The 25,152-nt window shown below is 61.2% G+C and carries 16 protein-coding genes; 10 read left to right on the top strand and 6 right to left on the bottom strand.

Annotated elements, in window-relative coordinates:
* Positions 1–35 precede the first annotated feature (35 nt).
* From purH to ACP7BE_RS18850, 4 genes are all read left to right on the top strand, one after another.
* Positions 36–1,643, top strand: coding sequence for a bifunctional phosphoribosylaminoimidazolecarboxamide formyltransferase/IMP cyclohydrolase (gene purH / locus ACP7BE_RS18835; protein ID WP_095019746.1), 1,608 nt, complete (start codon positions 36–38; stop codon positions 1,641–1,643).
* A gap of 183 nt (positions 1,644–1,826) precedes the next feature.
* On the top strand, positions 1,827–3,125 hold the full coding sequence (purD, locus tag ACP7BE_RS18840) for a phosphoribosylamine--glycine ligase (RefSeq protein WP_095001025.1): 1,299 nt from the start codon (positions 1,827–1,829) through the stop codon (positions 3,123–3,125).
* 99 nt (positions 3,126–3,224) lie between these two features.
* The gene (locus ACP7BE_RS18845; RefSeq protein WP_095001024.1) at positions 3,225–6,005 is read left to right on the top strand and encodes a hybrid sensor histidine kinase/response regulator; all 2,781 of its coding nucleotides are present in this window, start codon (positions 3,225–3,227) and stop codon (positions 6,003–6,005) included.
* A 58-nt stretch (positions 6,006–6,063) separates the two neighbouring features.
* Positions 6,064–6,660, top strand: a complete 597-nt coding sequence (locus ACP7BE_RS18850; RefSeq protein WP_095001023.1) for a MarC family protein — start codon at positions 6,064–6,066, stop codon at positions 6,658–6,660.
* Positions 6,661–6,741: 81 nt separating this feature from the next.
* On the opposite strand, the gene cobJ is transcribed toward ACP7BE_RS18850, so the two are convergent.
* The 6 genes from cobJ to ACP7BE_RS18880 form a co-directional block, all read right to left on the bottom strand.
* The gene (gene cobJ / locus ACP7BE_RS18855) at positions 6,742–8,409 is read right to left on the bottom strand and encodes a precorrin-3B C(17)-methyltransferase (protein ID WP_150629002.1); all 1,668 of its coding nucleotides are present in this window, start codon (positions 8,407–8,409) and stop codon (positions 6,742–6,744) included.
* A complete protein-coding gene (locus ACP7BE_RS18860) occupies positions 8,406–9,137 on the bottom strand; it encodes a precorrin-2 C(20)-methyltransferase (RefSeq protein WP_086798974.1) in 732 nt (243 codons plus the stop codon). Before ACP7BE_RS18860 ends, cobJ begins: the two co-directional genes overlap by 4 nt.
* Positions 9,137–9,763 carry a precorrin-8X methylmutase gene (locus tag ACP7BE_RS18865; protein WP_016783380.1) on the bottom strand — a complete coding sequence of 209 codons (627 nt, stop codon included), beginning with the start codon at positions 9,761–9,763 and terminating at the stop codon, positions 9,137–9,139. Before ACP7BE_RS18865 ends, ACP7BE_RS18860 begins: the two co-directional genes overlap by 1 nt.
* Positions 9,756–11,087: a precorrin-3B synthase gene (gene cobG, locus ACP7BE_RS18870; RefSeq protein WP_288143080.1), complete on the bottom strand. Its 1,332-nt coding sequence runs from the start codon at positions 11,085–11,087 to the stop codon at positions 9,756–9,758. Before cobG ends, ACP7BE_RS18865 begins: the two co-directional genes overlap by 8 nt.
* Before the next feature lie 90 nt (positions 11,088–11,177).
* Complete coding sequence (locus tag ACP7BE_RS18875) at positions 11,178–14,942, bottom strand: dermonecrotic toxin domain-containing protein (RefSeq protein ID WP_426106862.1); 3,765 nt, start codon at positions 14,940–14,942, stop codon at positions 11,178–11,180.
* A gap of 96 nt (positions 14,943–15,038) precedes the next feature.
* Positions 15,039–20,258 (bottom strand): dermonecrotic toxin domain-containing protein, encoded by a 5,220-nt coding sequence (locus tag ACP7BE_RS18880; protein ID WP_426106864.1) that lies wholly within the window; start codon positions 20,256–20,258, stop codon positions 15,039–15,041.
* A gap of 188 nt (positions 20,259–20,446) precedes the next feature.
* Between ACP7BE_RS18880 and cbiE the strand changes: the two genes are divergently transcribed.
* The 6 genes from cbiE to ACP7BE_RS18910 all read left to right on the top strand — a co-directional run bounded on the left by cbiE (position 20,447) and on the right by ACP7BE_RS18910 (position 25,064).
* Positions 20,447–21,658 carry a precorrin-6y C5,15-methyltransferase (decarboxylating) subunit CbiE gene (cbiE, locus tag ACP7BE_RS18885; RefSeq protein ID WP_095017649.1) on the top strand — a complete coding sequence of 404 codons (1,212 nt, stop codon included), beginning with the start codon at positions 20,447–20,449 and terminating at the stop codon, positions 21,656–21,658.
* Positions 21,651–22,748, top strand: coding sequence for a cobalt-precorrin-5B (C(1))-methyltransferase (locus tag ACP7BE_RS18890; protein WP_095024322.1), 1,098 nt, complete (start codon positions 21,651–21,653; stop codon positions 22,746–22,748). Before cbiE ends, ACP7BE_RS18890 begins: the two co-directional genes overlap by 8 nt.
* Positions 22,745–23,476, top strand: coding sequence for a cobalt-precorrin-6A reductase (locus ACP7BE_RS18895; RefSeq protein ID WP_426106867.1), 732 nt, complete (start codon positions 22,745–22,747; stop codon positions 23,474–23,476). The genes ACP7BE_RS18890 and ACP7BE_RS18895 overlap by 4 nt, the downstream gene beginning before the upstream one ends.
* Before the next feature lie 232 nt (positions 23,477–23,708).
* Entirely contained in the window at positions 23,709–24,107 is a 399-nt protein-coding gene (locus tag ACP7BE_RS18900; protein ID WP_095001016.1) for a DUF2946 domain-containing protein, read from the top strand.
* A gap of 48 nt (positions 24,108–24,155) precedes the next feature.
* Positions 24,156–24,650: a copper chaperone PCu(A)C gene (locus ACP7BE_RS18905; protein WP_095025270.1), complete on the top strand. Its 495-nt coding sequence runs from the start codon at positions 24,156–24,158 to the stop codon at positions 24,648–24,650.
* A gap of 48 nt (positions 24,651–24,698) precedes the next feature.
* Positions 24,699–25,064 (top strand): DUF2946 domain-containing protein, encoded by a 366-nt coding sequence (locus ACP7BE_RS18910; RefSeq protein WP_095020802.1) that lies wholly within the window; start codon positions 24,699–24,701, stop codon positions 25,062–25,064.
* Positions 25,065–25,152: the final 88 nt, after the last annotated feature.

Raw genomic sequence — 25,152 nt, forward strand, 5'->3', positions numbered from 1 at the left:
TTTTGCTGACTCCTTTGCTTTTGATGGAAATCGAGATGACCGATCAGACTACCCGCCTGCCGATCCGCCGCGCTCTAATCAGCGTTTCCGACAAAACCGGAATCCTTGATTTCGCCCGTGAACTGGAAGCCCTCGGCGTCGAGATCCTGTCCACTGGCGGTACCTTCAAGCTGCTGCAAGACAACGGTGTGGCCGCTGTTGAAGTCGCGGACTACACCGGCTTTGCAGAAATGATGGACGGTCGGGTGAAAACCCTGCATCCGAAAATCCACGGCGGCATCCTGGGCCGTCGCGGCATCGACGACGACATCATGAACGAGCACGGCATCAAGCCGATCGACCTGGTCGCGGTCAACCTCTACCCGTTCGAAGCCACCATCTCCAAACCAGGTTGCGACCTGCCGACTGCCATCGAGAACATCGATATCGGTGGCCCGACCATGGTTCGCTCGGCAGCGAAAAACCACAAAGACGTGGCCATCGTGGTCAATGCCAGCGACTACGCCAATGTTCTGGAAAACCTCAAGGCCGGCGGCCTGACCTACGCGCAGCGTTTCGACCTGATGCTCAAGGCCTTCGAACACACTGCCGCCTACGACGGCATGATCGCCAACTACCTGGGCACCGTGAACCAGGCCGCTGAAACACTGAGCACCGAAGACCGCGGCCTGTTCCCGCGCACCTTCAACAGCCAGTTCATCAAGGCCCAGGAAATGCGCTACGGCGAGAACCCGCACCAGAAAGCGGCGTTCTACGTTGAAGCCAAGCCGACCGAAGTCAGCATTGCCACTGCAACCCAGCTGCAAGGCAAGGAACTGTCGTTCAACAACGTGGCCGATACCGATGCCGCGCTGGAATGTGTAAAAAGCTTTGTCAAACCGGCATGCGTCATCGTCAAGCACGCCAACCCGTGCGGCGTTGCCGTCAGCCCGGACGCCGAAGGCGGCATTCGCCAGGCCTACGAGCTGGCATACGCCACGGATACCGAGTCGGCTTTCGGCGGCATTATCGCTTTCAACCGTGAGCTGGACGCCGAAACGGCCAAGGCCATTGTCGAGCGTCAGTTCGTTGAAGTGATCATTGCCCCGTCCGTGAGCGAAGAAGCCCGCGCCATCGTGGCCGCCAAAGCCAACGTGCGCCTGCTGGCCTGCGGCCAGTGGAGCGAAGATCGCGCCCCGGCCTGGGACTTCAAACGCGTTAACGGCGGTTTGCTGGTACAGAGCCGCGACATCGAGATGATCGGCAGCGAAGACCTGAAAGTCGTGACCAAGCGCGCCCCGAGCGAGCAAGAGATCAACGACCTGATCTTTGCCTGGAAAGTGGCCAAGTACGTGAAGTCCAACGCCATTGTTTACGCCAAGGGTCGTCAGACCATCGGTGTCGGCGCAGGCCAGATGAGCCGCGTAAACTCGGCCCGTATCGCTGCGATCAAGGCTGAACACGCCGGCCTGCAAGTGCAGGGCGCGGTCATGGCATCGGACGCATTCTTCCCGTTCCGTGACGGCATCGACAACGCAGCCAAAGCCGGTATCACTGCCGTGATCCAGCCAGGCGGCTCGATGCGTGACAACGAAGTGATTGCAGCCGCTGACGAAGCGGGCATTGCCATGGTGTTCACCGGCATGCGCCACTTCCGTCACTAACAGCACGATCCCATGTAGGCACCGGCTTTTGTGGGAGCTGGCTTGCCTGCGACAGCAACACCTCGGTAGTGTCTGAAACACCGAGGTGCCTGTATCGCGGGCAAGCCCGGCTCCCACAAAAGCCCGGCCTTCAGGCACCTCAGCGGTGCTCATCAGAATTCAGCGTCATCCGAGGTTTTTGAAATGAATGTTTTGATCATTGGCAGCGGTGGCCGCGAACACGCACTGGCCTGGAAAGTAGCTCAGGACCCACGTGTCGCCAAAGTATTCGTTGCCCCGGGCAACGCCGGCACCGCCATTGAAGCCAAATGCGAGAACGTCGCCATCGACGTGCTGGCCCTTGAGCAACTGGCAGACTTTGCCGAGAAAAACGTTTCCCTGACCATCGTGGGCCCGGAAGTCCCGCTGGTTGCCGGTGTGGTTGACCTGTTCCGCTCCCGTGGCCTGGACTGCTTCGGCCCGACCGCTGGCGCCGCTCAGCTGGAAGGCTCCAAGGCGTTCACCAAAGACTTCCTGGCGCGTCACAAGATCCCGACCGCCGACTACCAGAACTTCACCGAAATCGAACCGGCTCTGGCTTACCTGCAGAAAGTCGGCGCGCCGATCGTGATCAAGGCTGATGGCCTGGCTGCCGGCAAAGGCGTTATCGTCGCCATGACCCTGGCCGAAGCCGAAGACGCCGTGCGTGACATGCTCGCAGGCAACGCCTTTGGCGAAGCCGGTTCGCGCGTGGTGATCGAAGAGTTCCTCGACGGCGAAGAAGCCAGCTTTATCGTGATGGTCGACGGCAAGAACGTATTGCCGATGGCCACCAGCCAGGACCACAAGCGTGTCGGCGACGGCGACACCGGCCCGAACACCGGAGGCATGGGCGCTTACTCCCCTGCCCCGGTGGTCACCGCTGACGTTCATCAGCGCGTCATGGACCTGGTCATCTGGCCAACCGTGCGTGGCATGGCCGAAGAAGGCAACGTCTACACCGGTTTCCTGTACGCAGGGCTGATGATCGACAAGGCCGGTAACCCGAAAGTGATCGAGTTCAACTGCCGCTTCGGCGATCCGGAAACCCAACCGGTGATGCTGCGCCTGCAATCGAGCCTGGTACTGCTGGTTGAAGCGGCTCTGGCTCAAGCGCTGGACAAGGTTGAAGCGCAATGGGATCCGCGCCCGAGCCTGGGTATCGTGCTGGCCGCCGGCGGCTACCCTGGCGATTACGCAAAAGGTACTGTCATCCAGGGTCTGGACGCAGCCGCCAAGCTGGAAGGCAAAGTGTTCCATGCCGGTACTGCACTCAATCAAGCCGGTGAGGTGGTGACCTCGGGGGGTCGCGTGTTGTGCGCAACCGCCATGGGCGACACCGTAGAAGCGGCACAGCACAAGGCTTACGAGCTGGCCAAGGCCATCGAGTGGGAGGGTTGCTTCTACCGTAACGATATCGGCTACCGTGCCATTGCTCGCGAACGTGGTGAACCTCAGGAGTAAACACTCCATACGGATAGGCGGGGCGTCTGCGCCCTTGCCTAACCGTTCCAGGCCCGCGCATAGTTACCGTCTAGCTTCAATCCATGAAGGGATTTCGCCGTGCGCTGGCTCAGGATCGCCATAGCTTTTACCGCCGCCCTACTGGCCACTGTGCTTGGCATGATGCCTGCGCAAGCCGCTACAGCGACCAGTTGGTCTGTTCTGTCAGACCCGCAGGCCAGCCTGCAACTGAGCGATGTACGCTCCCCTCGCCTGTCCAGCCAGTTCAGCCCTGTCGACCTTGACCGCATTGGTGCTGCTGAACCCGGCGAAGCCTTGTGGCTGCGCGTACGCCTGCAACCCGACAAGCACGAGCAGATCCTGCGGCTGTTTGCCCCTGACCTGGCGCGCCTGGACATGTATGTATTCGATGATCAAAAACTGATCAGCGAAATCAACACCGGCTCGGCATTGCCCACCAACCGCAAACCGGTGCCCAGCAGTGACTACCTGCTGCCCCTGCCGCAAAGCGCCGAACCGCTGGATGTTTACCTGCGCATGGTCTCTGACCACCAGCTGCGCCCCCACATTACTCTCGACACTGCCGTGATGCTGGCCGCCAGCCAGAGCAAGCCCCTGCTCTATGGCCTGTTGCTGGGCTGCATGACGATGCTGTTGCTGCACAACATTGTGCGCTTTGCCTTCAGCCGCTCGCCCAGCAGCCTGTGGCTGGCGATCTGCGAAGCATTGCTCATGGCCAGTTCAGTGTTGTTCCTGAACCTGCTCGACCCCTGGCTGGGGCAGTGGCACAGCCTGCAAACCCCGGGCGCCTACCTGACACTGCTGCTGACCGCCCCGTGCGGGCTGATGTTCACCTATAGTTTTTTCGCGAGTCGCGGTGCCCATCGGCTGCTCAAACTGCTGCTGCTGGACATTCTTATTATCGCCCTCGGTGGCCTGTTGCTGCTGTTTATCGACAACCTGCCGCTGAACCTCATTACCTATGCCCTGGTCGGACTGGCAAGTGTCAGCATTCTGGCCGTATCGGTTTACCACTGGCAAAAGGGCTACAAACCGGCACGCATGTTTGCCATGGCGATGGTGATTTTCAATATCGGCACCCTGGTGATTCTCCCGGCGCTACTGGGCCTGACCCTCATCGCACCGCAGGAGCTGGTGCTGGCGCTGATGTGCGTGGTGTGCATCAGCGGCTTGCTGATGAGCTTCGCCCTGAGCGAACGCAACCGCAGCATCACCCAGGCCCAGTTCAGCATCAGCCGCGAACTGGCGGCCAGCACGGCCGAAGTCAATGCCAAGGCCGAGTTCCTGTCCAAGATCAGCCATGAAATCCGCACCCCCATGAACGGCGTGCTGGGCATGACCGAGCTGCTGCTGGGCACACCGCTTTCGGTCAAGCAGCGCGACTACGTACAGACCATCCACAGCGCCGGTAATGAGCTGCTGACGCTGATCAACGAAATCCTCGACATCTCCAAGCTTGAGTCAGGGCAGATCGAACTGGATGACGTGCAGTTCGACCTCAATGCCCTGATCGAGGATTGCCTGAGCATCTTCCGCACCAAGGCCGAACAGCAGAACGTCGAACTCATCAGCTTTATCCAGCCACAAGTGCCACGGGTGATCAGCGGCGACCCCACACGCTTGCGCCAGACCCTGCTCAGCCTGCTCGAAAGCTCCCTGAAAAAGACCGACGAGGGTGAGATCCTGATCGTCGTGGCCCTTGAGGAGCGCAATGGCCCGCCACGCTTGCGCATTGCCATCCAGGACTCCGGCCAGCCGATGGATGAGCAGGAGCGTGACGCCCTGTTGCACGCCGAACTGCACAGCAAGAACTTCCTTGCCGCCACCCGCCTGGGCGGCCACCTGGGGCTGGTGATCGCCCGCCAGCTGATCATGCTGATGGGCGGCGAATTCGGCATAAAGTCCGGTCAAACCACCGGCAGCAACCTGTGGCTGACCCTGCCCCTGGACCCGCAACACCTGGAACACCCCACCTCGGACCTCGACAGCCCGCTCAAAGGCGCGCGGGTACTGGTGGTGGACGACAACGACACCTGCCGCAAAGTGCTGGTGCAGCAATGCTCCGCCTGGGGCTTGAATGTCAGCGCCGCCGCCTCGGGCAAGGAAGCCCTGGCCTTGCTGCGCACCAAGGCGCACTTGCGTGACTACTTCGACATTGTCCTGCTGGACCAGAACATGCCCGGCATGACCGGCATGCAACTGGCCGCCAAGATCAAGGAAGACCCGAGCCTCAATCACGACATCCTGCTGGTCATGCTCACCGGTATCAGTAATGCCCCTAGCAAGATCATTGCGCGTAACTGCGGGATCAAGCGCATCCTCGCCAAGCCGGTGGCCGGCTACACCCTCAAGACCACCCTGGCGGACGAACTGACCCAGCGCAACAAAGGCCATGCCGCCGCACAAACCACCGCCAATGGCCCCGCTGCCGTTGCGGTCTCCGTGCCCGGCGACTTCCGCATTCTGGTGGCCGAAGACAACAACATCTCGACCAAGGTTATCCGCGGCATGCTGGGCAAGCTCAACCTGAACCCGGACACGGCCTGCAATGGTGCCGAAGCGCTCAAGGCGATGAAGACCCAGCGCTATGACCTGGTGCTGATGGACTGTGAAATGCCGGTACTCGACGGATTTTCCGCCACCGAGCAGTTGCGCGCCTGGGAAGTCAGCCACCAGCGGGTACGAACTCCGGTTGTCGCCCTGACCGCCCACATCCTTACCGAACACAAGGAACGCGCCCGGCAGGCCGGTATGGACGGGCATATGTCCAAACCCGTGGAGCTGTCGCAACTGCGCGAACTGGTGGAGTTTTGGGTCGAACAACGTGAGCTGCGTCAATCCCGTACGCAACTGTCCTAACAGACAGCCAATCCCCCTGATAGACTTTCGGCGCCCCCTATCGATGTGAGCTCAGACCATGCTCCATGTGCTGTTCAGTGTGTACTTGAAGATGCTGGTGCTTTACAGCCCGTTTTTCGTGCTGTCGTGCTTTATCAGCCTGACCCGGGGTTACTCGAACAAGGAACGCCGCCGGCTGGCCTGGAAAGTGGCCCTGGCCACGCTGATCTCCAGCGTATTGCTGTACCTGTTCGGGCGCACGATCTTCAGCGTCTTCGGCATCACCGTCGATGCATTCCGCATCGGTGCCGGCAGCGTGCTGTTTATCTCGGCGCTGGGCATGGCCCAAGGCAAGTCTGCGGTGCAAACAGACAATGTGCAGCAGGACGTGACGATTGTGCCCTTGACCATCCCGCTCACTGTCGGGCCCGGCACGATCGGTGCGTTGCTGGTCATGGGCGTCAGCCAGCCCCACTGGGATGACAAGCTGATGGCGATTGTCAGTATTGCCCTGGCCAGCCTGACGGTGGGCGTGGTGCTTTACCTGTCCAACCGAATCGAACGGATTCTCGGTGAGCAGGGTTTGCAGATCGTCAGCCGCCTGATGGGCCTGTTTGTCTGCGCCCTTGCAGCGCAGATCATCTTTACCGGGATCAGGGGCTATATGGTCCCCTGAAAACACACAGAACTGTGGGAGCGAGCCTGCTCGCGAAAGGCTCTGACAGCCGCTTCGCGAGCAGGCTCGCCCCCACAGGGCTCAGGGTTTTTCGCCATACCAGCGCGGCGTGTACACCCACTGCGTGCCATCGGCCCGGGGAAAGGTGCACGTCGTCGACGAGCCCACCAGCACCATGGTGCGCATATCCACCTGCTCCGGGGTCAACTCGCCCAGGGTCAAGGTGCGCAGGGTCTGGCCCGGACGGCCAATGTCACGACCTAGCACCACCGGTGTTTGCGCCGTGCGATGGCGCCTGACGATATCCAGCGCAACGCCCAATTGCCACGGCCGCGAACGGGAAATCGGGTTATAGAACGCCAACGCCAGATCCGCCTCGCAAGCCAGGTCCAGACGCTTCTCAATAATGCTCCACGGCTTGAGGTTGTCCGACAGCGACATCACACAGAAGTCATGCCCCAGCGGCGCCCCGGCCTGCGCGGCCGTTGCCAGTGAAGCTGACACACCCGGCAGGATCTCCAGATCGACGCTGTGCCACTGCGGGTCCACAGACTCATGCAAGGCTTCGAGCACGGCTGCGGCCATGGCAAAAACCCCAGGATCCCCCGAAGACACCACCACCACCGAACGCCCCTGCGCCGCCAGCTCGAAGGCGTGGCGGGCGCGCTGCATCTCTTCGCGGTTATCGGTGCAATGCATCACCTGATCGTCGCGGAACGGGCCGGCCATACGCACATAGGTTTCATAACCCAGCACATCATTGGCCCGTGCCAGCTCGGCCTTGACCGCAGGCACCATCAGTTCGGCAGCGCCGGGGCCCAGGCCAATTACAGCCAGACGGCCACGGGCCCGGCCAATCGTTTCAGGTTCCAGCGGCGCCGCGGCAACACCCAGCACCACGCCATTGCCCGGTTCACGCCAGGCAACAGGCAGCAACGCTGCATCGCTGCCCACAAACCGCAACGGCACCGCCAGCTCAAGGGCCGTTTCACGCAGCGCTGCACTGGCCATCAAGGTTTCCGGTGCGACGATGCACGCCAGCGACGGACGTGCCAGCCCGGCCTGGTACAACGATTCGAGGATTGACTGTGGCGAAACCTCGGCACACACCTGCGCCAGTATATTGCGCGAATAAATCAGCAACTCGTCTGCCACTGGCAGGCGCTCGGCGCTGCCCACATGGATCGCCAGACGCGCCTGCCCGCTTTCGGGCAGTTGCGCCCGCGCCAGCCACGGCGCATCGCCTTCGATACGCACTGATTCGCCGGCCAGCAGGTCCGAAACAAAGCGTTTGCCCAGCTCCAGATCGGCCAGCACATAGCCCGCAGGCGGATTGAGCAGACAGGTGCCAAAGCGCAGTTCGCCGCTGGTGGTGATCGCCGGAGCAATGCCCAGACCCGCCGCAATGACCCGCGCCAGATCATTCACCCCGCCCAGCCCGCCCAGCAACGGCACCACCGCGCTGGCGTCTTCGGCAACCGCCAGTACCGGTGGCTCGGCGCCTTTTTCCAGCAGCAACGGCGCCAGCGTGCGGATCACAATACCCGCAGCGCATAGCGCAATAATCGGCGTGTCCTGCTGATAAAGCTGACGCAGGGTGTCGCCGAAATCGCTGTAACTGCGATCACCGCCGGCTACCCGCCCTGCAAGCCCGAGGACAGAAGCGCCGGGCAGCAACTGCTGGATACGGCGTGCAGTGTCCAGGCTGCCATTGCCCAGAATGACAATGGCCGGTGCCGGGCGACTCAACCCTGCCACCTTTCGCCTGGGACGATAATCAGCGAGAAATACGGCGAAGACATCGGTTCCACTTCATTGAGCGGCACGATCTTCTGATTGCTCATGGTGGCGCGCTCGACATACAACGCCCGCTCGGCCAGCCCCAGCTCGCCCAGCACTTCGCGCACTTTATGAAAGTTGCGCCCCAGCTTCATGATCACTGCCGCATCGGCAACCGCCAGCCGCGACTTGAGTTCTTCGTGGGGCAGCACACCCGAGAGCACCGACAGGCTCTGGTTGCGATACACCAACGGCACGCCCAATACCGAAGCGCCGCCCAGCATCGAGCACACGCCCGGTACCACTTGTGCTTCAAAACGCTGGGCCAGACGGTCGTGCAGGTACATATAGGAGCCGTAGAAGAACGGATCACCTTCGCAGATCACTGCCACATCACGGCCGGCATCCAGATGCACGGCCACTTCAACCGCGGCCTGATCGTAGAAATCACTGATCACCTGCTCGTAGGACAACGGCTCCGGCAACACCTCGGTGGTCACCGGGTACACCAGCGGCATCTGGGTTTGCGCGTCTTGCAGATGGGCTTCGATGATGCCGAACGCATTGCCCTTCTTGCCCTTGGCCACGAAATACGCCACCACCGGCGATTCGCGCAGCAGGCGCAAGGCTTTAACCGTGATCAGCTCAGGGTCGCCGGGGCCTACGCCCAAACCGATCAAACGTCCTGGTTGCGCCATTATTCGATCTCCGTGGCCAGGGCGTTGACGGCCGCAGCCGCCATCGCACTACCGCCACGGCGGCCTTGCATGATCACAAACGGCACGCCACGGCTGTCTGCCGCAAGCATGGCCTTGGATTCCGCGGCGCCGACAAAGCCCACCGGGAAGCCCAGGATCAGTGCCGGCTTGGGAGCGCCGGCATCGATCATTTCCAGCAGGTAAAACAGCGCGGTGGGCGCGTTTCCGATCACCACCACACTGCCTTCCAGGTACGGGCGCCAATGCTCAAGGGCCACCGCCGAACGGGTGTTGCCCTTCTCCAGCGCCAGCTCAGGTACGCCTTCTTCGCGCAGGGTGCAGATTACCGGGTTGTTGGCCGGCAAACGGGTACGGGTGACGCCTTCGGAAACCATGCGCGCATCGCACAGAATGGCAGCACCTGCCGCCAGCGCATCACGCCCGGCCTTGCCGGCACCCGGCGAAAAACGCAGGTCTTCAATGGCATCGACCATGCCGCAGGCGTGGATCACACGCACGGCCAGTTTTTCGAGATCCGCCGGGATGCTGTCGAGGTTGGCCTCGGCACGAATAATGGCGAACGAATTGCGATAGATCTCTTGACCATCGCGGATGTAATCAATCATCGGTGTTGCTCCATTGGCGGGCCTCAAGCCAGGCGCCCGCCGCTTCAATTGTAAGATTGCGCTCGCGCAGAACACCGAAACCGGCGTGCTCCGGGGTGCGTAAATAGAGGTCGTAATGACCGGGCGCCACGGCCAGTAAAGTGACCGGCGCGACGTGGGCTGCCGCGCAGGAGCGCTGGCAGCCGGTCAGGTGAATATTCAAAGGCTTTGGCAGCAACGCGGCCAACTGACGGGCATCCTGCTTCGTGTCGGCCAGCCCTTTGGCACAGGCACTGGAGCCGGTACAGGCCACCAGATGCGCCAGCGGGTTGCCAGCCTCTACGATCAAGCCGAGCACCATCAACTGGCTCATCACCGCAGCGGCCTGAGCGGCCGCTATGTTGGGCAACAAGACGCTCTGCCATGGCGTGAACCGTAAAGTGCCATCGCCGTAGCGCTCGGCCAGCTCGGCCAACCCCGTGAGCATCGCCGCATCCAGCCGCCCCAGTGCCGGCGCCCCGCCGATATAGACCCGACCAGGCGCTTGCTGTGGCCAAGAGCCAAGGTGCATGGACGCCGAGATGGCCCTGCACTGCCAGTCGCCAGCAGGCAACAGTGCCACGCTGATTCGCTGTGCCAGCTGCCCGACAAATGACTCAGTGGTGACCTCCTCCAGCAGATGACGCATGCGGGTTTGCTCAGGTCGCGCCAGATCCAGAAACTGCATCAGCACGGCCAACACCAGCTCATGCCCGTACTCCACGGGTACGGCTGCCAACGCGCAATCGTGCGCCGGGCACCCGGCCAGGCCAAAAGCCAACAGCGTCTGGCCATTACGCACAAATGCCGACAACCACAGATCATGCGGATGCTCCAGCATGGCCAGGGCCTCGCCGCCATCCAGTTGCACGGCGAACTTGGCCGACAGCTCGGTGAACCTTGGCGTGCTTTGCAGGCTGGCCAGTATCTGCCGGGCCAGCGGCCACGTATCGATATGCATCTGCAGATCAATGCCGGCACTCGGGCTGAGCATCAAGTTGCGCACGTCGTCACTGGCGGCAGTAGCAGGCCCAAGCCCGGCCGCCAGCAAGGGCGCAATCAATGCACTGTGCTGCGGCCCCACACCACGGATTTGCAAATTGCCACGGTTGGTCGCTTCGATCACACCACTGGCATACCGCTGAGCCACATCTGCCACCGTGCGAGCCTGATCGGCGTTAATCGCGCCGCCATCCAGCTTGACCCGACAGATACCGCCATCCATTGCCTGGACGATACGCAGTAACCCCGGGCAAGCCGAAGGGCGCACAGGCGTCGTGACAGAAAGTTCAGGTGGCAAGTTCAAGGAGCTATCCAGAGCAGGCAATACGCTATTGCAGGTCGCGCATTATGCCTGCTTTGGGCGAGTGCATGAAAAGCCTGCCGGACGGAATGACTACTCCCGTGTATTAACCTCGGGCAGTTGTGGATGATCCCGGCCCAGACGGGTGATCAACAACACCACGGAATCGGCATTGGCCAGCATGAGGTCAATGCGTTTACGAGCATCGTGTTTAAAGATCGGCCGCGCTTGCTCAAGGGTCCTGACACCGCTAAGCGCCTTGATTTTGGCCTTGCCCGGGTTAGCGGGTATATCCGCCCAGGTGCGCTCTTCAGGATCAAATTGCTGAAACAGGTGCTCGGTCGAGATATAGGGTGAATGGCAACTCTGGACGATCTGGTTAAACGACTTGATCTGGCTGCCCAGGGGGGTTGATTCATCCAGCAGGTCCTCGTAAGGAAAGCCGGGATTCAGATAGTTGATGTCCTCGGTATCAAGCGCCTGATGGCTGATCTCATGCAGCATAAAGGCCGCCCGATAATGCACGTTGGTCCTGAAAGGTGGCTGGGTGGCTTTCACAAACGCCTGGCTCAAGGCGTAGGGTGTTTCAAATAGAGTGCTGAAAAAATGCTCACTCAAGTACAGGCGCTTGTGCAAATCCCAGCGGTGTATCCAGGCGACGGCCTTGTCGTTGAACCGGGAGCGGCAGACCACGTATTTACTGGAAGTCAGCGGCGACAGATCGGGATGCAAAAACCTCGCAAGCAGGGGCCCGACCGTTTCATTGAGTCGGTCAAGCAACGGCTGATCAACGTGTTCCACATCAAAGAACGTCTGTATCAACGCTCGGTTCCGGGCATTCTGCGTCCCCGGTTCGAGCAAGGTGTGCAGGGCGCTTTGACTGCGCTGCAGGTAGGTGACGGCCTGGGCATGGGCCTCGCGAATGGCCTGTGCCTTGTCAGGAAAACGCCGCTCAATGCTGGCCATGCCGATGGCCTGCATCTCATGGGTCAGGCGGTCGGATATCGAAGCCGTGGTCGACAGCACAGGGCCGCCCCCCAGTAGCGGTTCCTTGAGATCAAGCTCCCAATGCTCACGTTCGTTGATTTTTACCAGCGGCCCTTCGCGGCCTTCTCCGATAAAAATGCGCCAGCGCTCGCGCCAGGCCTGCACCTGAAAAACATGCCCGCCCAGCAGCACATAGTGAAGACCTGTGCCCGGGTGACGGTACAACCGGGTCAGGCTGTCCTGCTTGAGGTCCAGCAATGCCACATCATTGGCCTGAAAAGGTTGCAGGCCGATCTCCTGCTCAGGCGTGAGTTGCACCGCCACTTCGGACTGCGGCTGACGCAAGACTGTCGGAGTCACTGTTTTCAGTTGGCGCAGTGTCAGATAACCACTGCCTATCTGTGCCAGCGACGAGGCAAAATCAGCCACGGCTTCACCCCACTCGCCTTTTTGCGCGGCCTCGAAACCCTGCTGCACAAAACCCGCCGTTTGCCAGACCACCATGGGAATACTCAGCCTGGCAGGCAAAAACATCAACGCAGTCGATGCAATCAACGAAAACAGGTATTTGAATGACTCCCAGTCGGCTTCGGCGGAGGTCTTCGACTGGGCGGCGGCCATGTCCAGCAACAGGTGGTAGTTGTCGACATACAACTGTTCAAACAGATTGCCCGCGATGGGCCTTGGCGCCAGGGTCGGGGGGGCCGGCCTGAGCATGAAACTGCCGAGGGACGCGTCCACATACTGCGGGATATGGGGCTCCACAAAACCGCCATAGTTGTAGGTTTTACGGGCCTCGGGCTCAAGACGCTGGAGCACCAGCGCCTGCAGGTCCGTGTTGATACGCAGGTCGTCGAGCAAGGCGGCTTCGTTGTTGTACGCTTTGAATGTAAAGCGCTCGCTGTAGTTGACCCACAGGATCTGCGGCCCGGCGCCTGACTCCACAGGCCCAATGATGTAGAGCCCCCTGGCCCGATCAGGATCGGCTTCGGGCTCGGCTACCAGCTCAAATGGCCGGACGATGATCGGCATTCTGTCCAACGTCAGGCGGGCCGCTCCATCTGGCATGTTGATGACCTGCTGTATGTACCGATACGCCATCTCCTGGCCAGGGTCGATCAGTTTTTCCCGCAGGGCCTGTTCCATCACCTGCAGCGAGAGCTGCTCGGAGAATTGTTGTTGGCGCAAGGTCACCCCCGGTTTTCCGGGCGCCAGCTTGTCTTGCAACAAAGCACGGTAATGCGCGCCGATTTCCAGTTGTCGGGTCAGTCGTTTTACATACGTCGCATTCAAGGCCGTCGGCAACGCACTGCCATTAGGGGCTCGCAAGGAAATCGCGCCTGCATTGAGCCGGTAAAAACCGTTAAGCGAAAATTGCGTGAGGGTCTGAACAGTGCGCGTCGTCGCCGCTGGCAAAAAAGAGGGCGTGCTACCAACCGGTACCGGGGAAGGCACATAGGTGTCGATCACCACCTCGATCGCATCCGGGTCTGGCGCCTGCCCCGCGAAGTCGAGCTCCAGACGCAGTTTCAGTAACGCGCGGGCGTACTCGGCAAGCGGCGGGATATCATGCAGGTAGTTTTGCTGTTCCTGCCCTGCCCCTGGATAGCGCTGCAACAACCCGGCATAAGCCAACTTGTCTGCCTTCGAGGCGTTTTTCAACCACTGCGGTATTGCCGCCTCAAACGCTTGCAGGCGCGCTATTTCAACCACAGGCTCCAACACCAGCCCTGCCCGACCTTGTACCAGTTCACTGTGGATAAGATTTTCAAAGGCTTGCGCCGACAAGGGGATGGCTTGAGCCGTACGGCAGGCAAAGCCGGCGTCCGCCAGCACCTTGGCAATAGCCCGTAGCTGGGTCTCTCGGACAAAGTCGTGTTCAACACGTTCGAATTGAAGCCCGCCAATTTTCCCGTTCGCGGTGCTGTCCAGCCAGGCCGTAACCTGCGGCTGCGTGCCCGTGCTGACATGGCTCAGCAGTTCCCAGCGCCGTGCCTTGTCCGCCAGGCGGGCTTGCAGTTGGATGGTGCACTCGCCCACCGACGCAAAGCCTTCGAACCCCGAATCCGGGCTCCAGAATATGGCCCGGCCGGCAGTTGCAGGCTGCTGACCACCGCGTTCGGTGAACAACAGACAGTTGACGATATCCAGCCCGGCCTGTGCGCCATTGATTGATAGTGCAATGGCAAACACATCGGGAACAAACCCTGCCAATGCTGGACGCCGGGCGCTCACCGGCTGGCTCAGCACCGCGCCCAGCACCGCCAGGTCCGCCGCTGAAAGCCGGTTGCCCGATTGCATCAGCTGCAATTCGGCCCGTAGCATCGCCAACCTCAGGGTACACAGCCTGTCGATCAACGTATCGGCCCTCGGCGGTGGGGCCGGGGTATAGAAAAACGCACGGAGCTGATTGACATACCCCTGGAAAAACCCCGCTGCGGCCTGATCCATGACGTTGATTAGTTCACTGCCTGAAAGTGGCTTGGGCGGATTGAGATCCGGGGTATCCAGCAAGTGCAGGCCCGCCTCTATTCTTTCGGGATCACGCGGCAGCGGCTGTAGTCCGGTGACCTGTTGCAACAATGCTTCCATCAGCGACACCGGCTCACGCAAGCCAGCGACCCGTAACCGCATACGGTCGAGCTCCAGCACGTCATGCCTCGCGCGGGCCAGCGCTTTCACCAGCCTTGAATACGCATACGAAAACGGTGCAGGCCATGGCCGCAACAATTCATCAACCTGGGAAGCGATGTTCATTAACTGCATCACCAGCCCCTCGGCCTGCCCGCCGTTGCCAGCAGCCATCGGGCGGACATTGAAGGTTTCGTTCGATGCAGAGCCGGAATTAAATGTGGAAGTGATTGCCTTCATGGGTGATCTCTCTTCGCTTGCGGACAATGCACAACACGCTATCGCGCCCCCGGACGACAACGGCACTACATAGATACCCGGGCACTTTCCGGGGGATCAAACGACAGCGACAGTTGCCGGTTTGAAGTACCCGAGCCAGGTAATCAACAACGTCTGAGAGTCGGCATTCATCAGGATCACCCTCTCGCGAAACACCGGGTCACTGAAAAACCGGTCACGCACCTCTTCGATGTTTTTGCTGCGGGTCTTGTGGATCAAGCTGTGTGCCAGCTTGAAAGGGAGGGGCAGGTAACTGCGCCGGTTGCTGTACTTCTCCTTGAAAAGATCTGCCTTGCGAATTTCGGTGGTCAGTTGACGATAACGGTGATCCTGCATCTGCCTTTTAAGCGTACGTATCTGACCATCCCAGTCACGCTCGGGAACCAGCAACTCTTCGAAGGGATGGCTTACACCCAGATAATTGATATCAATGGTGCCCATGACCAGGTGGCTGAATTCATGGAGCAGAATGGTGGCCGTCGAATGCTTGACCCGGTCGAACTCGCGGCCGTCCACCCCCATCACTGACAGGCTGAAAATCTCGTCGGCCGAGGCGAAGTAACCCTGAGAAAAAAGCACGGTCTTGCGTTTGATCACGCTGCCCAGCGAAGAAACCCGCGCCACTTCTCGCGGGTTGGGCGGTGAGTACAAGCCGTAGCGGCTGGAGTGCTGTGGTGAAAACTCGGTGGATTGCAGGGCCGTCAGCAGTTTGTCGACGATGCGTTTGAGCTTGTCGAGCAAGGGGTCGTCGACTTGGCTCACACTGAACACCCTGGCAAGAAAGCGCCGGGTCTGGGCATTCAGCTGGCTGGCGGAGCCGACTGATTGCAGATGCTCCCTGCAATCAGTCAGATAGCGAATAGCCTGTTCGTGCGCCTCCCGAATCACCTGGGCCTTGCGTGGCTGCAGACGTTCGATGGCAGGCATGCCCAGGACCGTAACTGTGTGCTCCCGGCCAAACGAAACGCTCCCCGATGTACCCGACCGCGTGCCCAGTGCCTGACCACCGCCTGGCAACGGTTCCTTGAGATCGAGTACCCAGCGCTGATGGGGGCTGCGTTTGACCAGAGGGCCATCGCGGTCTTCACCAATATGAATACGCCATCGATCCTGCCAGGCTGCGACTTGAAACACCTGCCCGTCCAGAACGATAAAGCGGTGGCCTGACTCGGGGTCAGTAAACAACCCGGAGCCAGTGTCTTCATGCAGATTATCCAACGACACATGATTGGCCGCATAGGGCCGCAAGCTGGCCTGCTGTTCACGGGTCATGGTCTCCAGAGGGGCCTCGAAGGCAGCAACGACGTGAGGTTCCCCGGTTGTGCGCCTCAGTGCGCCATGGCTACCCGCGATCATCAACAACGCCGTGGCAAAATCAAACACGGCCTGCCCCCAGCGATCATCTGCCACGGCCTGAGCAGCTGACTGTGCACTGGTCTGGGCCTGCCAGATCATCAAGGGCACACTCAGCTTGCCCGGCAGAATCAGCAAAGCAGTGTCCGCCAGCAGCGACAGCAGATACACAAGGGAAGCCCAGTCCGCCTGCGCTGCGCTGCGGGCCTGGGTACGAGCCAGGGCCAGCCGCACATTGAGGGTGTCGACGTACAACCTGTTCAGGCAGTTACCGGTCAACTGGCCGGGATCGAGGCTGGCGGGAGGATTGGCCACCTGCGGCGAGCTCAAGGTCGGATCGACATAGCCGATATGCGGCTCGCGAAATCCCCCATATTCATAAATTTTACGAACCCGGGGTTCCAGCCGCTCCAGCACCTCGTCCTGCAAGGCTCCAGAACCGTGCAACCGATGCAGAAAATCGAACTGGCTGCTGTACTCTCGAAGCGCAGGCCCCTTGCCGTAGAGCACATACAACACCTGCGGCCCGCTATCCAGAGCAGCCGGACCAATCAGGTACATGCCCTGCGCCCGGTCGGGATGACGACCGGTTACGGCGCGAAAAGCCAGTGGCCGCACGACCAGCTCGATGCCCTTGAAGCGTTCGCGGGCTTTGGCGTCCGGGCTGTTCAGTACATGCTCAACGAAATCATGGGCCGTCAGGCTCAATGCGCCCTTGATTCGGGCTTGCAGCGCGTCTTCGAGCACCTGCGCAGGCAGCTGCTGACAGAACAAGCCCTGACGCCGTGCAGCCCCCTCATGGCCCGGGGTGAGCTTTTCGACCAGCAGGGCCTGATAGCTTTCGCCAAGATCCAGCGAACGCACCAGCTCACTCACATAGTGGTCATCCAGCCCCGCAGGCAAAGGTTCTTCGCCCAGTGAGCGATAGCTGCGCACGCCAGAGTGCACATTGAAAAAATGACTCAGGGCAAAGTACGTCAGCGATCGCCTCAGCCTGGAGACTGCCGCGCCTCCGGCGATCTCTCCGCCAGCCGGTCCGCTGTATTGCACCACACTGATTTCGACCTTGTCCGGGTCAATTGCCACGCCCGGAAAGTCAGCCCTCAAGCGTGCCAACAACCGCTCGCGGGCATAGTCGAGCAGCTCGGGCACGTCTTGCGAATACCCCTCGCTCCCGGCCTGTTGAATTCGCAGCAGGATCCGACCGTAGGCTTGCTGGTCACTGGCCGCAGCGTGCTTGAGCCAGTCAGGCAAACCCTCACGGAACTGCCATTGGCGGGCGGCGGCGAGCATTGCGTCAACATTGAACTGCGCCTGCTCCGACCAGTAGCAATCCACCTGGTTGACCAGTTCCGATGCCGACACCTGCTGCACCACACCTCGCTCCAGCAGGAAGCCGATATCACTGAGGTGTTTTTCTGTCTCCCGGCGCTGGCAGGCTTCAAGCCAGTCGGTGTCGATCACGCTGGCAGTCCATTTCACATCAACGGCGGCCTGCACCCTTTCGCGCTCACGCAAGCTGATACAGCGCAACAGATGCCATTGTTCAACACGATCCCGCAAGCGGGCCTGCAAGGTCTCAAGGCATGATGCCAGTGAATCGAAACATTCCAGGCTCCAGGCTGCCGTCCACAAGACGGCTTGCCCGGAGTTGACGCTGTCAGTGCCACCGCGCCCGGTCATCACAAGGCAGTTGCGCAGCGTGATGCTTGGGCGTCTGCCGGGTAGGGTTAACGCCAGCTCGCAGACATCGGGAATAAACCCGTTGAGCGCCCGTCGTGCAAGGTAAGTCGAATGCTCCAGCACAGCCCTGACAATGGCACTCCCGTTACTGTCCAGGCGCCCGTCCATCTGCCTGAAGAATGCCTCGTAACGCAGCGCCGAGCCCCGGAACCGGGCCAATCGGCTAATCACGGCCGAACCCGCCAATGCGGCCATCCCCATATAGTAAAACCCGTGCAGTTGCTGCATGAATTGCGCAACGAGGCCCTCAGAAGCGCGGTCGAGCAAGGCCAGGACGGCTGCGCCATCGGGGTAATCGATCGGCTTGATGTCCGGGCTGTTTTTTTGCACGCCAAGACGTATTCGCGCGCCATCGACCGGGAGCGGACTCCAGCCTGTGACCCGATCCAGCAACGCATCGACCAGCGGGATAACCCGCAACGGCTCCAACTGCTTGCGCAAGGTCGCGGTGCCATAAATACGCAGCACCAGATCCCCGGGGATCAAATGGCTCAAACCAGGCGACGCCAGATGCTGCTTGAGCCGTCGGTGGGCAAAGCCCCTGAGCTCGGGCCGGCCCAGCAGCATCAGGGCTACCTGCCCGTTGAGCACCTGCAGTTTGCTTTGGATCAAAGGTAACGTAGCGCTGTCACCTGCCGTAGCCGCAGCTGTCGCCGGGCCATCAAGCGCCAGCCGGGTACTCCAGCGCCCTTGCTGGTTGGGCTCCGTCAAGCGTGGGTCGAGCAGCGCACGCACATCCAGCCCGTGATCCACCACGGCATTCACATTACAGTCCTTGCCACGTATGGCACCGAGCAGAAAGGTAAAATCCCGCGCCTGCTTGTCGATGATGGAGCGCACACGGTTTTCGAACAGATCACCCTCGATGGTCTCGACACTCAGGACCGGGTCAAGCATAAGGCGCAATACCGGCCGCTGATCGCGTGACACATGACCGAGCAGGTTGTCTCTGTCGCGGGGCTCCTTGAGCCGTGCGAGCACCTGGCCCTTGAGCGTCTCGTCATTGTCAAAGCGCTCAAGTGCAGCCTGTTCGCTGAACAAAAACAGCTCGGGAGTGGAGACCGGTACATACACACTGAACAGCCCGGCCAGTTCTACCCTGGCGCCCCCCTGCCCCAGCAATGACAGGCGGGCGGGCCGCCATTGCCCATGGGGATATCGATCATCATTCAGGCGCGAGCGCCCCACAGCCAGCAGTGCATCGAACTGCACGGGATCAATCCGCCCCTCGTGACGAGCCTGTAACAACTCATTGAAAAACCGGTCGCCCATAAACTGAACAGCCAGCACCCTCAGGCTCAACCCTTTTATGTCGAGATACCACCAGGCTTCCAGTTGCTGCTGCATCACGGCCTGAATGCCCCCGACAATTTCCCTGACCAACTGGTACATGCGCACATCCAGCGTGGGTGATCGTGCTTGAGCTGCATCGAAGGCTACGGTCGAGCTCAGATACTCGCGGATGTGATTGCCCGGCCACTCGCCTTTGCCCAGGTACGCCAGTGCCAGATCCAGAAGGCTCATGCTCGACAACGGTGGCTGGCTGCCAGCCGTCGCCATCGCATAGCTGTTGACCTGCAGCGTCTGACCAGACAGGCCCAACCCCTGGAACTCGTGCTCCAGGGCCAGCGTGAGCTGTGCATTGAGCACCCCGCGCAGGGACGGAAGATCGAGCAGGCGCGCCCTCAACAACTCAAGGTTGTGCAAACGCAGATCCTGCAACGAGCGTGTGCGATGCTCAAATACCAGACCTTCAATCAAGCACCGCCTGATCCTCAGGGAGCGCAGTTTTTTCAGGTCTTCACGCACCTCGATCGGCATAAAGCGCAGCAAGGTGTCACGTACCAGCGGGTCGGCCAGACGCCGCTTGAGGGTTGTGCGCAGCGCGGTTGAATTGGCGATGCGCTCCAATCCACCGAGAGGGGAATACAGGAATGCGCCCGGCGGGTTGCTGTCTGCCCGGGTTACGATGAAATGGCCGGCAAGATCGGCGGCCGGGCCGTTGTCCGCGCCAAGCTCAAGGGCATAGACATGCTGCGGTTGCACCGCAATGACCTGCTGCAGACAGATAAACTCTTGCGCCGTGAGTTGCCCCGCGGCATCGAGCCGCTCCAGGTTGTCCAGATACCCTGTTTGCATGGCGGCGAGCCAGTCATCCGGCTCAAGCTGATCATCTGTCACTGGCGACTGCCTCAGAACCCACGGAAGGCAAATCTTGGCCCGAATCTCCGGTACAACGGCACTAACCGGCTACCACCTGTAAAGATGAACTCTGGTGCAGGGCAAGGCGCGTTATCATGCGCACCTGTTTCCGCAGGGCCTTCGCCCGGTAGCGGAGGAACAACCCGGCGTTTATCAAGAGGATCGGCATGTCGCCCTGGCTAACAGTTGTGGGAATCGGTGAGGACGGCTTTGCCGGGCTGGGCAAAAATGCGCGCCGCGCCTTGTTGGGCGCGACCCGCGTAATCGGCAGCCAGCGCCAGCTCGACCTGTTGCCCGCCTGCATTCGCGCCGAGCGCCAGACCTGGCCGAGCCCGTTTTCACTGGCCCCAGTGCTGGCCCTGCGCAACACGCCGACCTGCGTACTGGCCAGCGGCGACCCCATGCTGTTTGGTGTCGGCGCCAGCCTGGCGCGACGGGTAGCGCGGGATGAAATGCAGGTGCTGCCAGCGCCATCGTCCTTTTCCCTGGCCGCAGCACGCATGGGCTGGGCCCTGCAGGACGTAGTCACGCTGTCGGTAGTGGCACGTCCCGTCGTCGCCCTCAATGCCCACCTGCACAGCGGTGTACGTCTGCTGGTACTGAGTAACGATGGCAGCAGCCCGTCCATCATCGCCCGTCTGCTGAGCGCGCAGGGATTTGGTCCCAGCCGCATGACGGTGCTGGAACACCTGGGCGGCCAGGCTGAACGCAGGATCGACACCCGCGCCTGCGACTGGAGTGACCCGCCCGTCGCGGCGCTTAACCTGGTCGCCATCGATTGCCTGGCCGACGCCAGCGCCCGGCCGCTGTCACGTATCGGTGGGCTGCCCGACAGCGCGTTCGAGCATGATGGCCAGTTGACCAAGCGCGATGTGCGCGCCGTAACCCTCGCCCGCCTCGCGCCACTGCCAGGCCAATTGCTGTGGGACGTAGGCGCGGGCAGCGGCTCGATCGGCATCGAGTGGATGCGTACCTGGCCGAGTTGCCGCACCTTGGCGATTGAAGCCGACGAAGGCCGCCAGCAACTGATCGAACGTAACCGCGATACCCTTGGTGTGCCCGGCCTGCAACTGATTCGCGGCAAGGCACCCCAGGCTCTTGACGGTCTGGAGCCCCCGGACGCGATTTTTATCGGTGGCGGCGTAACCCGCGAAGGCGTGCTCGACACGTGCTGGCAGCGACTCAAGCCCGGCGGGCGGCTGGTGGCCAATGCCGTCACCCTGCAAAGCGAAATGCTGCTGATGAGCTGGCGCGAGCGCCACGGCGGCGAACTGACCCGCATCCATATTGCCCAGGCCCAGCCCCTGGGTGAATTCGACACCTGGCGTCAGGCGTTGCCGATTACCCTTCTGGACATGACCAAGCCTCTCGATGCGTGACGAAACTGCCGAACAACCCGCCCCCCTGCGCAGCGGCCTGACCACCGGCAGCTGCGCCACCGCCACCAGCCTGGCCGCTGCCCGCCTGCTGCTGGGCGGCGTGTGTAACGACGCCGTGCAAATCACTTTGCCCAAGGGTAAACAGGTGCAAATGCGCCTGGAGTTCTGCCGTCTGTGGGAAGACGGCGCCGAAGCGGGCACCATCAAGGACGCCGGCGACGATCCCGACGTGACCCACGGCGCACTGCTGTATTCACGGGTGCGCTTGCGACCGGAACCGGGTATTGGCTTTGTTGCCGGGCAAGGTGTCGGCACCGTAACCCGCCCGGGTCTGGTATTGAACGTAGGCGAGCCGGCGATCAACCCGGTGCCACGCAAAATGATCACCGAGCACCTGCAGCAACTGGCAACCGAACTGGGTTACGGCGGTGGCTTTGAAGTGACTGTCAACGTACAGGACGGCGAAGCCCTGGCCCTGAAAACCATGAACCCGCGCCTGGGGATTCTCGGCGGGCTGTCGATCCTGGGCACCAGCGGCATCGTGCGGCCGTTTTCCTGCGCGGCTTATATCGCCTCTATCCACCAGGGCATAGACGTCGCCAAGACCAACGGTTACCTGCATATTGCCGCCTGCACCGGCAATGCCAGCGAAGACACCATGCGCCGGGTCTACAACTTGCCGGAAATCGCCCTGATCGAAATGGGCGACTTTGTCGGCGCAGTGCTCAAGCATCTGCGCAAAGTGCCTGTGGATAAACTGAGCATTTGCGGCGGTTTCGGCAAGATCAGCAAACTGGCCGCCGGGCATATGGACCTGCACAGTCGCCATTCCAGCATCGACCTGCCGCAACTGGCCCAATGGGCAGCGGATATCGGGGCCGACCATCCACTCCAGGAGGCCATCCGCCAGGCCAACACCAGCCAGCAAGCCCTGGCGATGGCCAGTGCGGCCGGTATCGCGTTGGGCGATGCGGTGTGCCAGCACGCTCTGGACTTTGCCCGCAGCGTGGTGCCGGCCCAGGTACAGGTCGAAGTGTTTGCCATCGACCGCCAGGGCGGGATTGTCGGTCACGCCGGAGCCTTTGCATGAAACGTATTTTGTTATTGGGCGGCGTCACCGAGGCGCTGGCCATTGCCCGTACCCTGGGCCCGCAGCATGTCTACAGCCTGGCCGGGGTTGGCCGGGTACCGACGGACCTGACCTGCGAGGTACGGGTGGGCGGATATGGCGGCGCTGAAGGTTTGGCGCAGTACATCCGCGAACAGCGCATCGACATCCTGCTGGACGCCACCCACCCCTACGCGGCGAAAATCAGCCATAACGCGGCCCTCGCTGCTGCTGCCAGTGGCATCCCGTGCTGGGCGCTGCGCCGCCCGGCCTGGGTGGCGCAGACGGGTGATGACTGGCGTGAAGTGGCAGATTGGAGCGAACTGGTCGAAGCGCTCGCCACCTTCCAGCGCCCCTTGTTCACCTTGGGCCGTGAGCCGCTGGAGCACCTGCACGAAATTCCGCCAGAGCAGTTCTGGACCCTGCGCGCCCTCGACGCTTACCCCGGCACTGCACGCTGCGACGTGATCGGCGCACGCGGGCCGTTCCTCATCGATGACGAACGCCTGTTGTTTGCACAACGGCGCATCGACGTATTGATCAGCAAAAACAGCGGCAGCAGCGCCACCGAACCCAAACTGCAAGTTGCCCGCGAGCGCGCAGTGCCGGTGTTGATCCTCAAGCGGCCGACGCTGGCGCAGGTGGATCGGGAGTTTTTGACGGCCAAGGACGTGCTGGATGCGTTGGCGCAGGAACGTTATTTGTTATGAACAGCACCCAACCGGTGGGAGCAGGCTTGCCTGCGATGCAAACGACGCGGTCTGCTTGGTAAAACCAGCAGATGCTATCGCGAGCAAGCCCGCTCCCACAGATTGGCCCGAGGAGGAGCACAAAACCCGCATCCGCTATACTTGCGCGACACTTCGCCACACCCGCACTTTTTACTTACGCCGAGCATTCAGGCTAAATAGCCCCTTGATCGCTCCACTCACGGAATTCGTCATGTCCCGACAACGGTTTGCATTTGCCTGGATCGCCTGCTTTGCAGTGCTGTTCAACATGCTCGCCATGTCGATGGCCGGGGCGACCCAATCCGTTGAGCGAGGGCCCACCGAGCAGTTCATGTGGAGCAGCTTCTGCTCCTCCACCGGCACCAAGATGGTCGCCGTATCGCTGGGCACGTTCGAGCCCGCCGACAACCAGCATGACGATCATTCCACCATGCAGCATTGCTGGTGCTGCTCGGGCGCCGCGCCGGTGGTGGCGCTGCCCGCGCATATTCCCAAGCTCTACTTTGCCGCCATCGAGCGGGGCCACAGCCTGGTCCCGGATCACCTCAAGCGCCCCACCCCGCGCCAGCAATGGCCGAGCCTCAACCCCCGCGCATCGCCCCTGGTCTGATTCTTCCTCGCAACCCCTTTGCGTTTTGAATCATTCCGGAGAATTGCCATGTTGAACCTTTCCCTGTTCAAGCACGTCGTGATTGCGGCGGCTGTGTTGCTGCCTGCCTGTTTTGCCAACGCCCACGAATACAAAAGCGGCGACCTCGAAATCGCCCACCCGTGGTCCCAGGAGCTGCCGCCCAATGCGCCCACCGTGGCCGCGTATTTCATCATTCACAACACCGGCAGCACGGCCGATCGGCTGGTCAGTGTCGACACGCCGATTGCCGATAAGGCCGAACTGCACCAGCACATCATGGAAGGCGACTTGATGAAGATGCTGCCCGTGGCCAGCGTCGAAGTGCCGCCCGGCGGCACCGTCACTTTTGCACCCATGGCGTACCACGTGATGATGTTCGGTCTCAAGGACCGCAGCCTGCTGCAGGACGGCAAGCACTTCCCGCTGACCCTGCATTTTGAAAAAGCCGGCGCCGTGCCGGTTGAGGTCAATGTGCAGAAGCAGGCACCTGAAGACAGCATGGAACACATGCACGCCCACTAACGGCCAAGGTTGCTGACCCCCGTGCGCGAACCTCGCGCCAGGCACTCCATGTCGCATATTCGCGGCAGTTGGCTGAGCCTGTTTGCCATGTTGATGATTTTTATCGGCCCGCTGATTTCCCAGGCGATGCCGATGGATCATCACGCCTCCATGCCCATGTCGATGGATATGAGCATGGACATGTCTGCGCACGCCGAACATGAACAGCCTTCAGCCGACCACCATGCCATCTGGGAAAAGTGCGGCTACTGCACCCTGCTGTTCAGTTGCCCGGCCTTGCCCGGCACCCCGGGCCTGACCCTCTATAACTCACCAGAACCCCGTAGTTACCTGGCCGCCAATCCCCGCCTGGGCCATGCCCGGCAACCGGTCTTCCCCGGCTCCCGATCCCGCGCGCCTCCCGTATTCCTTTAGCTACCGACACCACAACACATCATCTGGCCGACCTGCATGCACTGTTTCAGACAGTCGCAGGTGCGTGGCCGAGTTGTATTCGTCTGAC

The sequence above is a fragment of the Pseudomonas sp. TWR1-1-3 genome, assembly GCF_049896805.1.
Classification (GTDB): domain Bacteria; phylum Pseudomonadota; class Gammaproteobacteria; order Pseudomonadales; family Pseudomonadaceae; genus Aquipseudomonas; species Aquipseudomonas bubulae.

Excerpts from the sequence above, each read along its gene's own strand:
- purH (WP_095019746.1), top strand. The coding sequence starts at position 36 with ATGACCGATCAGACTACCCGCCTGCCGATCCGCCGCGCTCTAATCAGC.
- purD (WP_095001025.1), top strand. The coding sequence starts at position 1,827 with ATGAATGTTTTGATCATTGGCAGCGGTGGCCGCGAACACGCACTGGCC.
- ACP7BE_RS18850 (WP_095001023.1), top strand. The coding sequence starts at position 6,064 with ATGCTCCATGTGCTGTTCAGTGTGTACTTGAAGATGCTGGTGCTTTAC.
- ACP7BE_RS18860 (WP_086798974.1), bottom strand. The coding sequence starts at position 9,137 with ATGGCGCAACCAGGACGTTTGATCGGTTTGGGCGTAGGCCCCGGCGAC.
- ACP7BE_RS18865 (WP_016783380.1), bottom strand. The coding sequence starts at position 9,763 with ATGATTGATTACATCCGCGATGGTCAAGAGATCTATCGCAATTCGTTC.
- ACP7BE_RS18875 (WP_426106862.1), bottom strand. The coding sequence starts at position 14,942 with ATGAAGGCAATCACTTCCACATTTAATTCCGGCTCTGCATCGAACGAA.
- cbiE (WP_095017649.1), top strand. The coding sequence starts at position 20,447 with ATGTCGCCCTGGCTAACAGTTGTGGGAATCGGTGAGGACGGCTTTGCC.
- ACP7BE_RS18890 (WP_095024322.1), top strand. The coding sequence starts at position 21,651 with ATGCGTGACGAAACTGCCGAACAACCCGCCCCCCTGCGCAGCGGCCTG.
- ACP7BE_RS18895 (WP_426106867.1), top strand. The coding sequence starts at position 22,745 with ATGAAACGTATTTTGTTATTGGGCGGCGTCACCGAGGCGCTGGCCATT.
- ACP7BE_RS18900 (WP_095001016.1), top strand. The coding sequence starts at position 23,709 with ATGTCCCGACAACGGTTTGCATTTGCCTGGATCGCCTGCTTTGCAGTG.
- ACP7BE_RS18905 (WP_095025270.1), top strand. The coding sequence starts at position 24,156 with ATGTTGAACCTTTCCCTGTTCAAGCACGTCGTGATTGCGGCGGCTGTG.
- ACP7BE_RS18910 (WP_095020802.1), top strand. The coding sequence starts at position 24,699 with ATGTCGCATATTCGCGGCAGTTGGCTGAGCCTGTTTGCCATGTTGATG.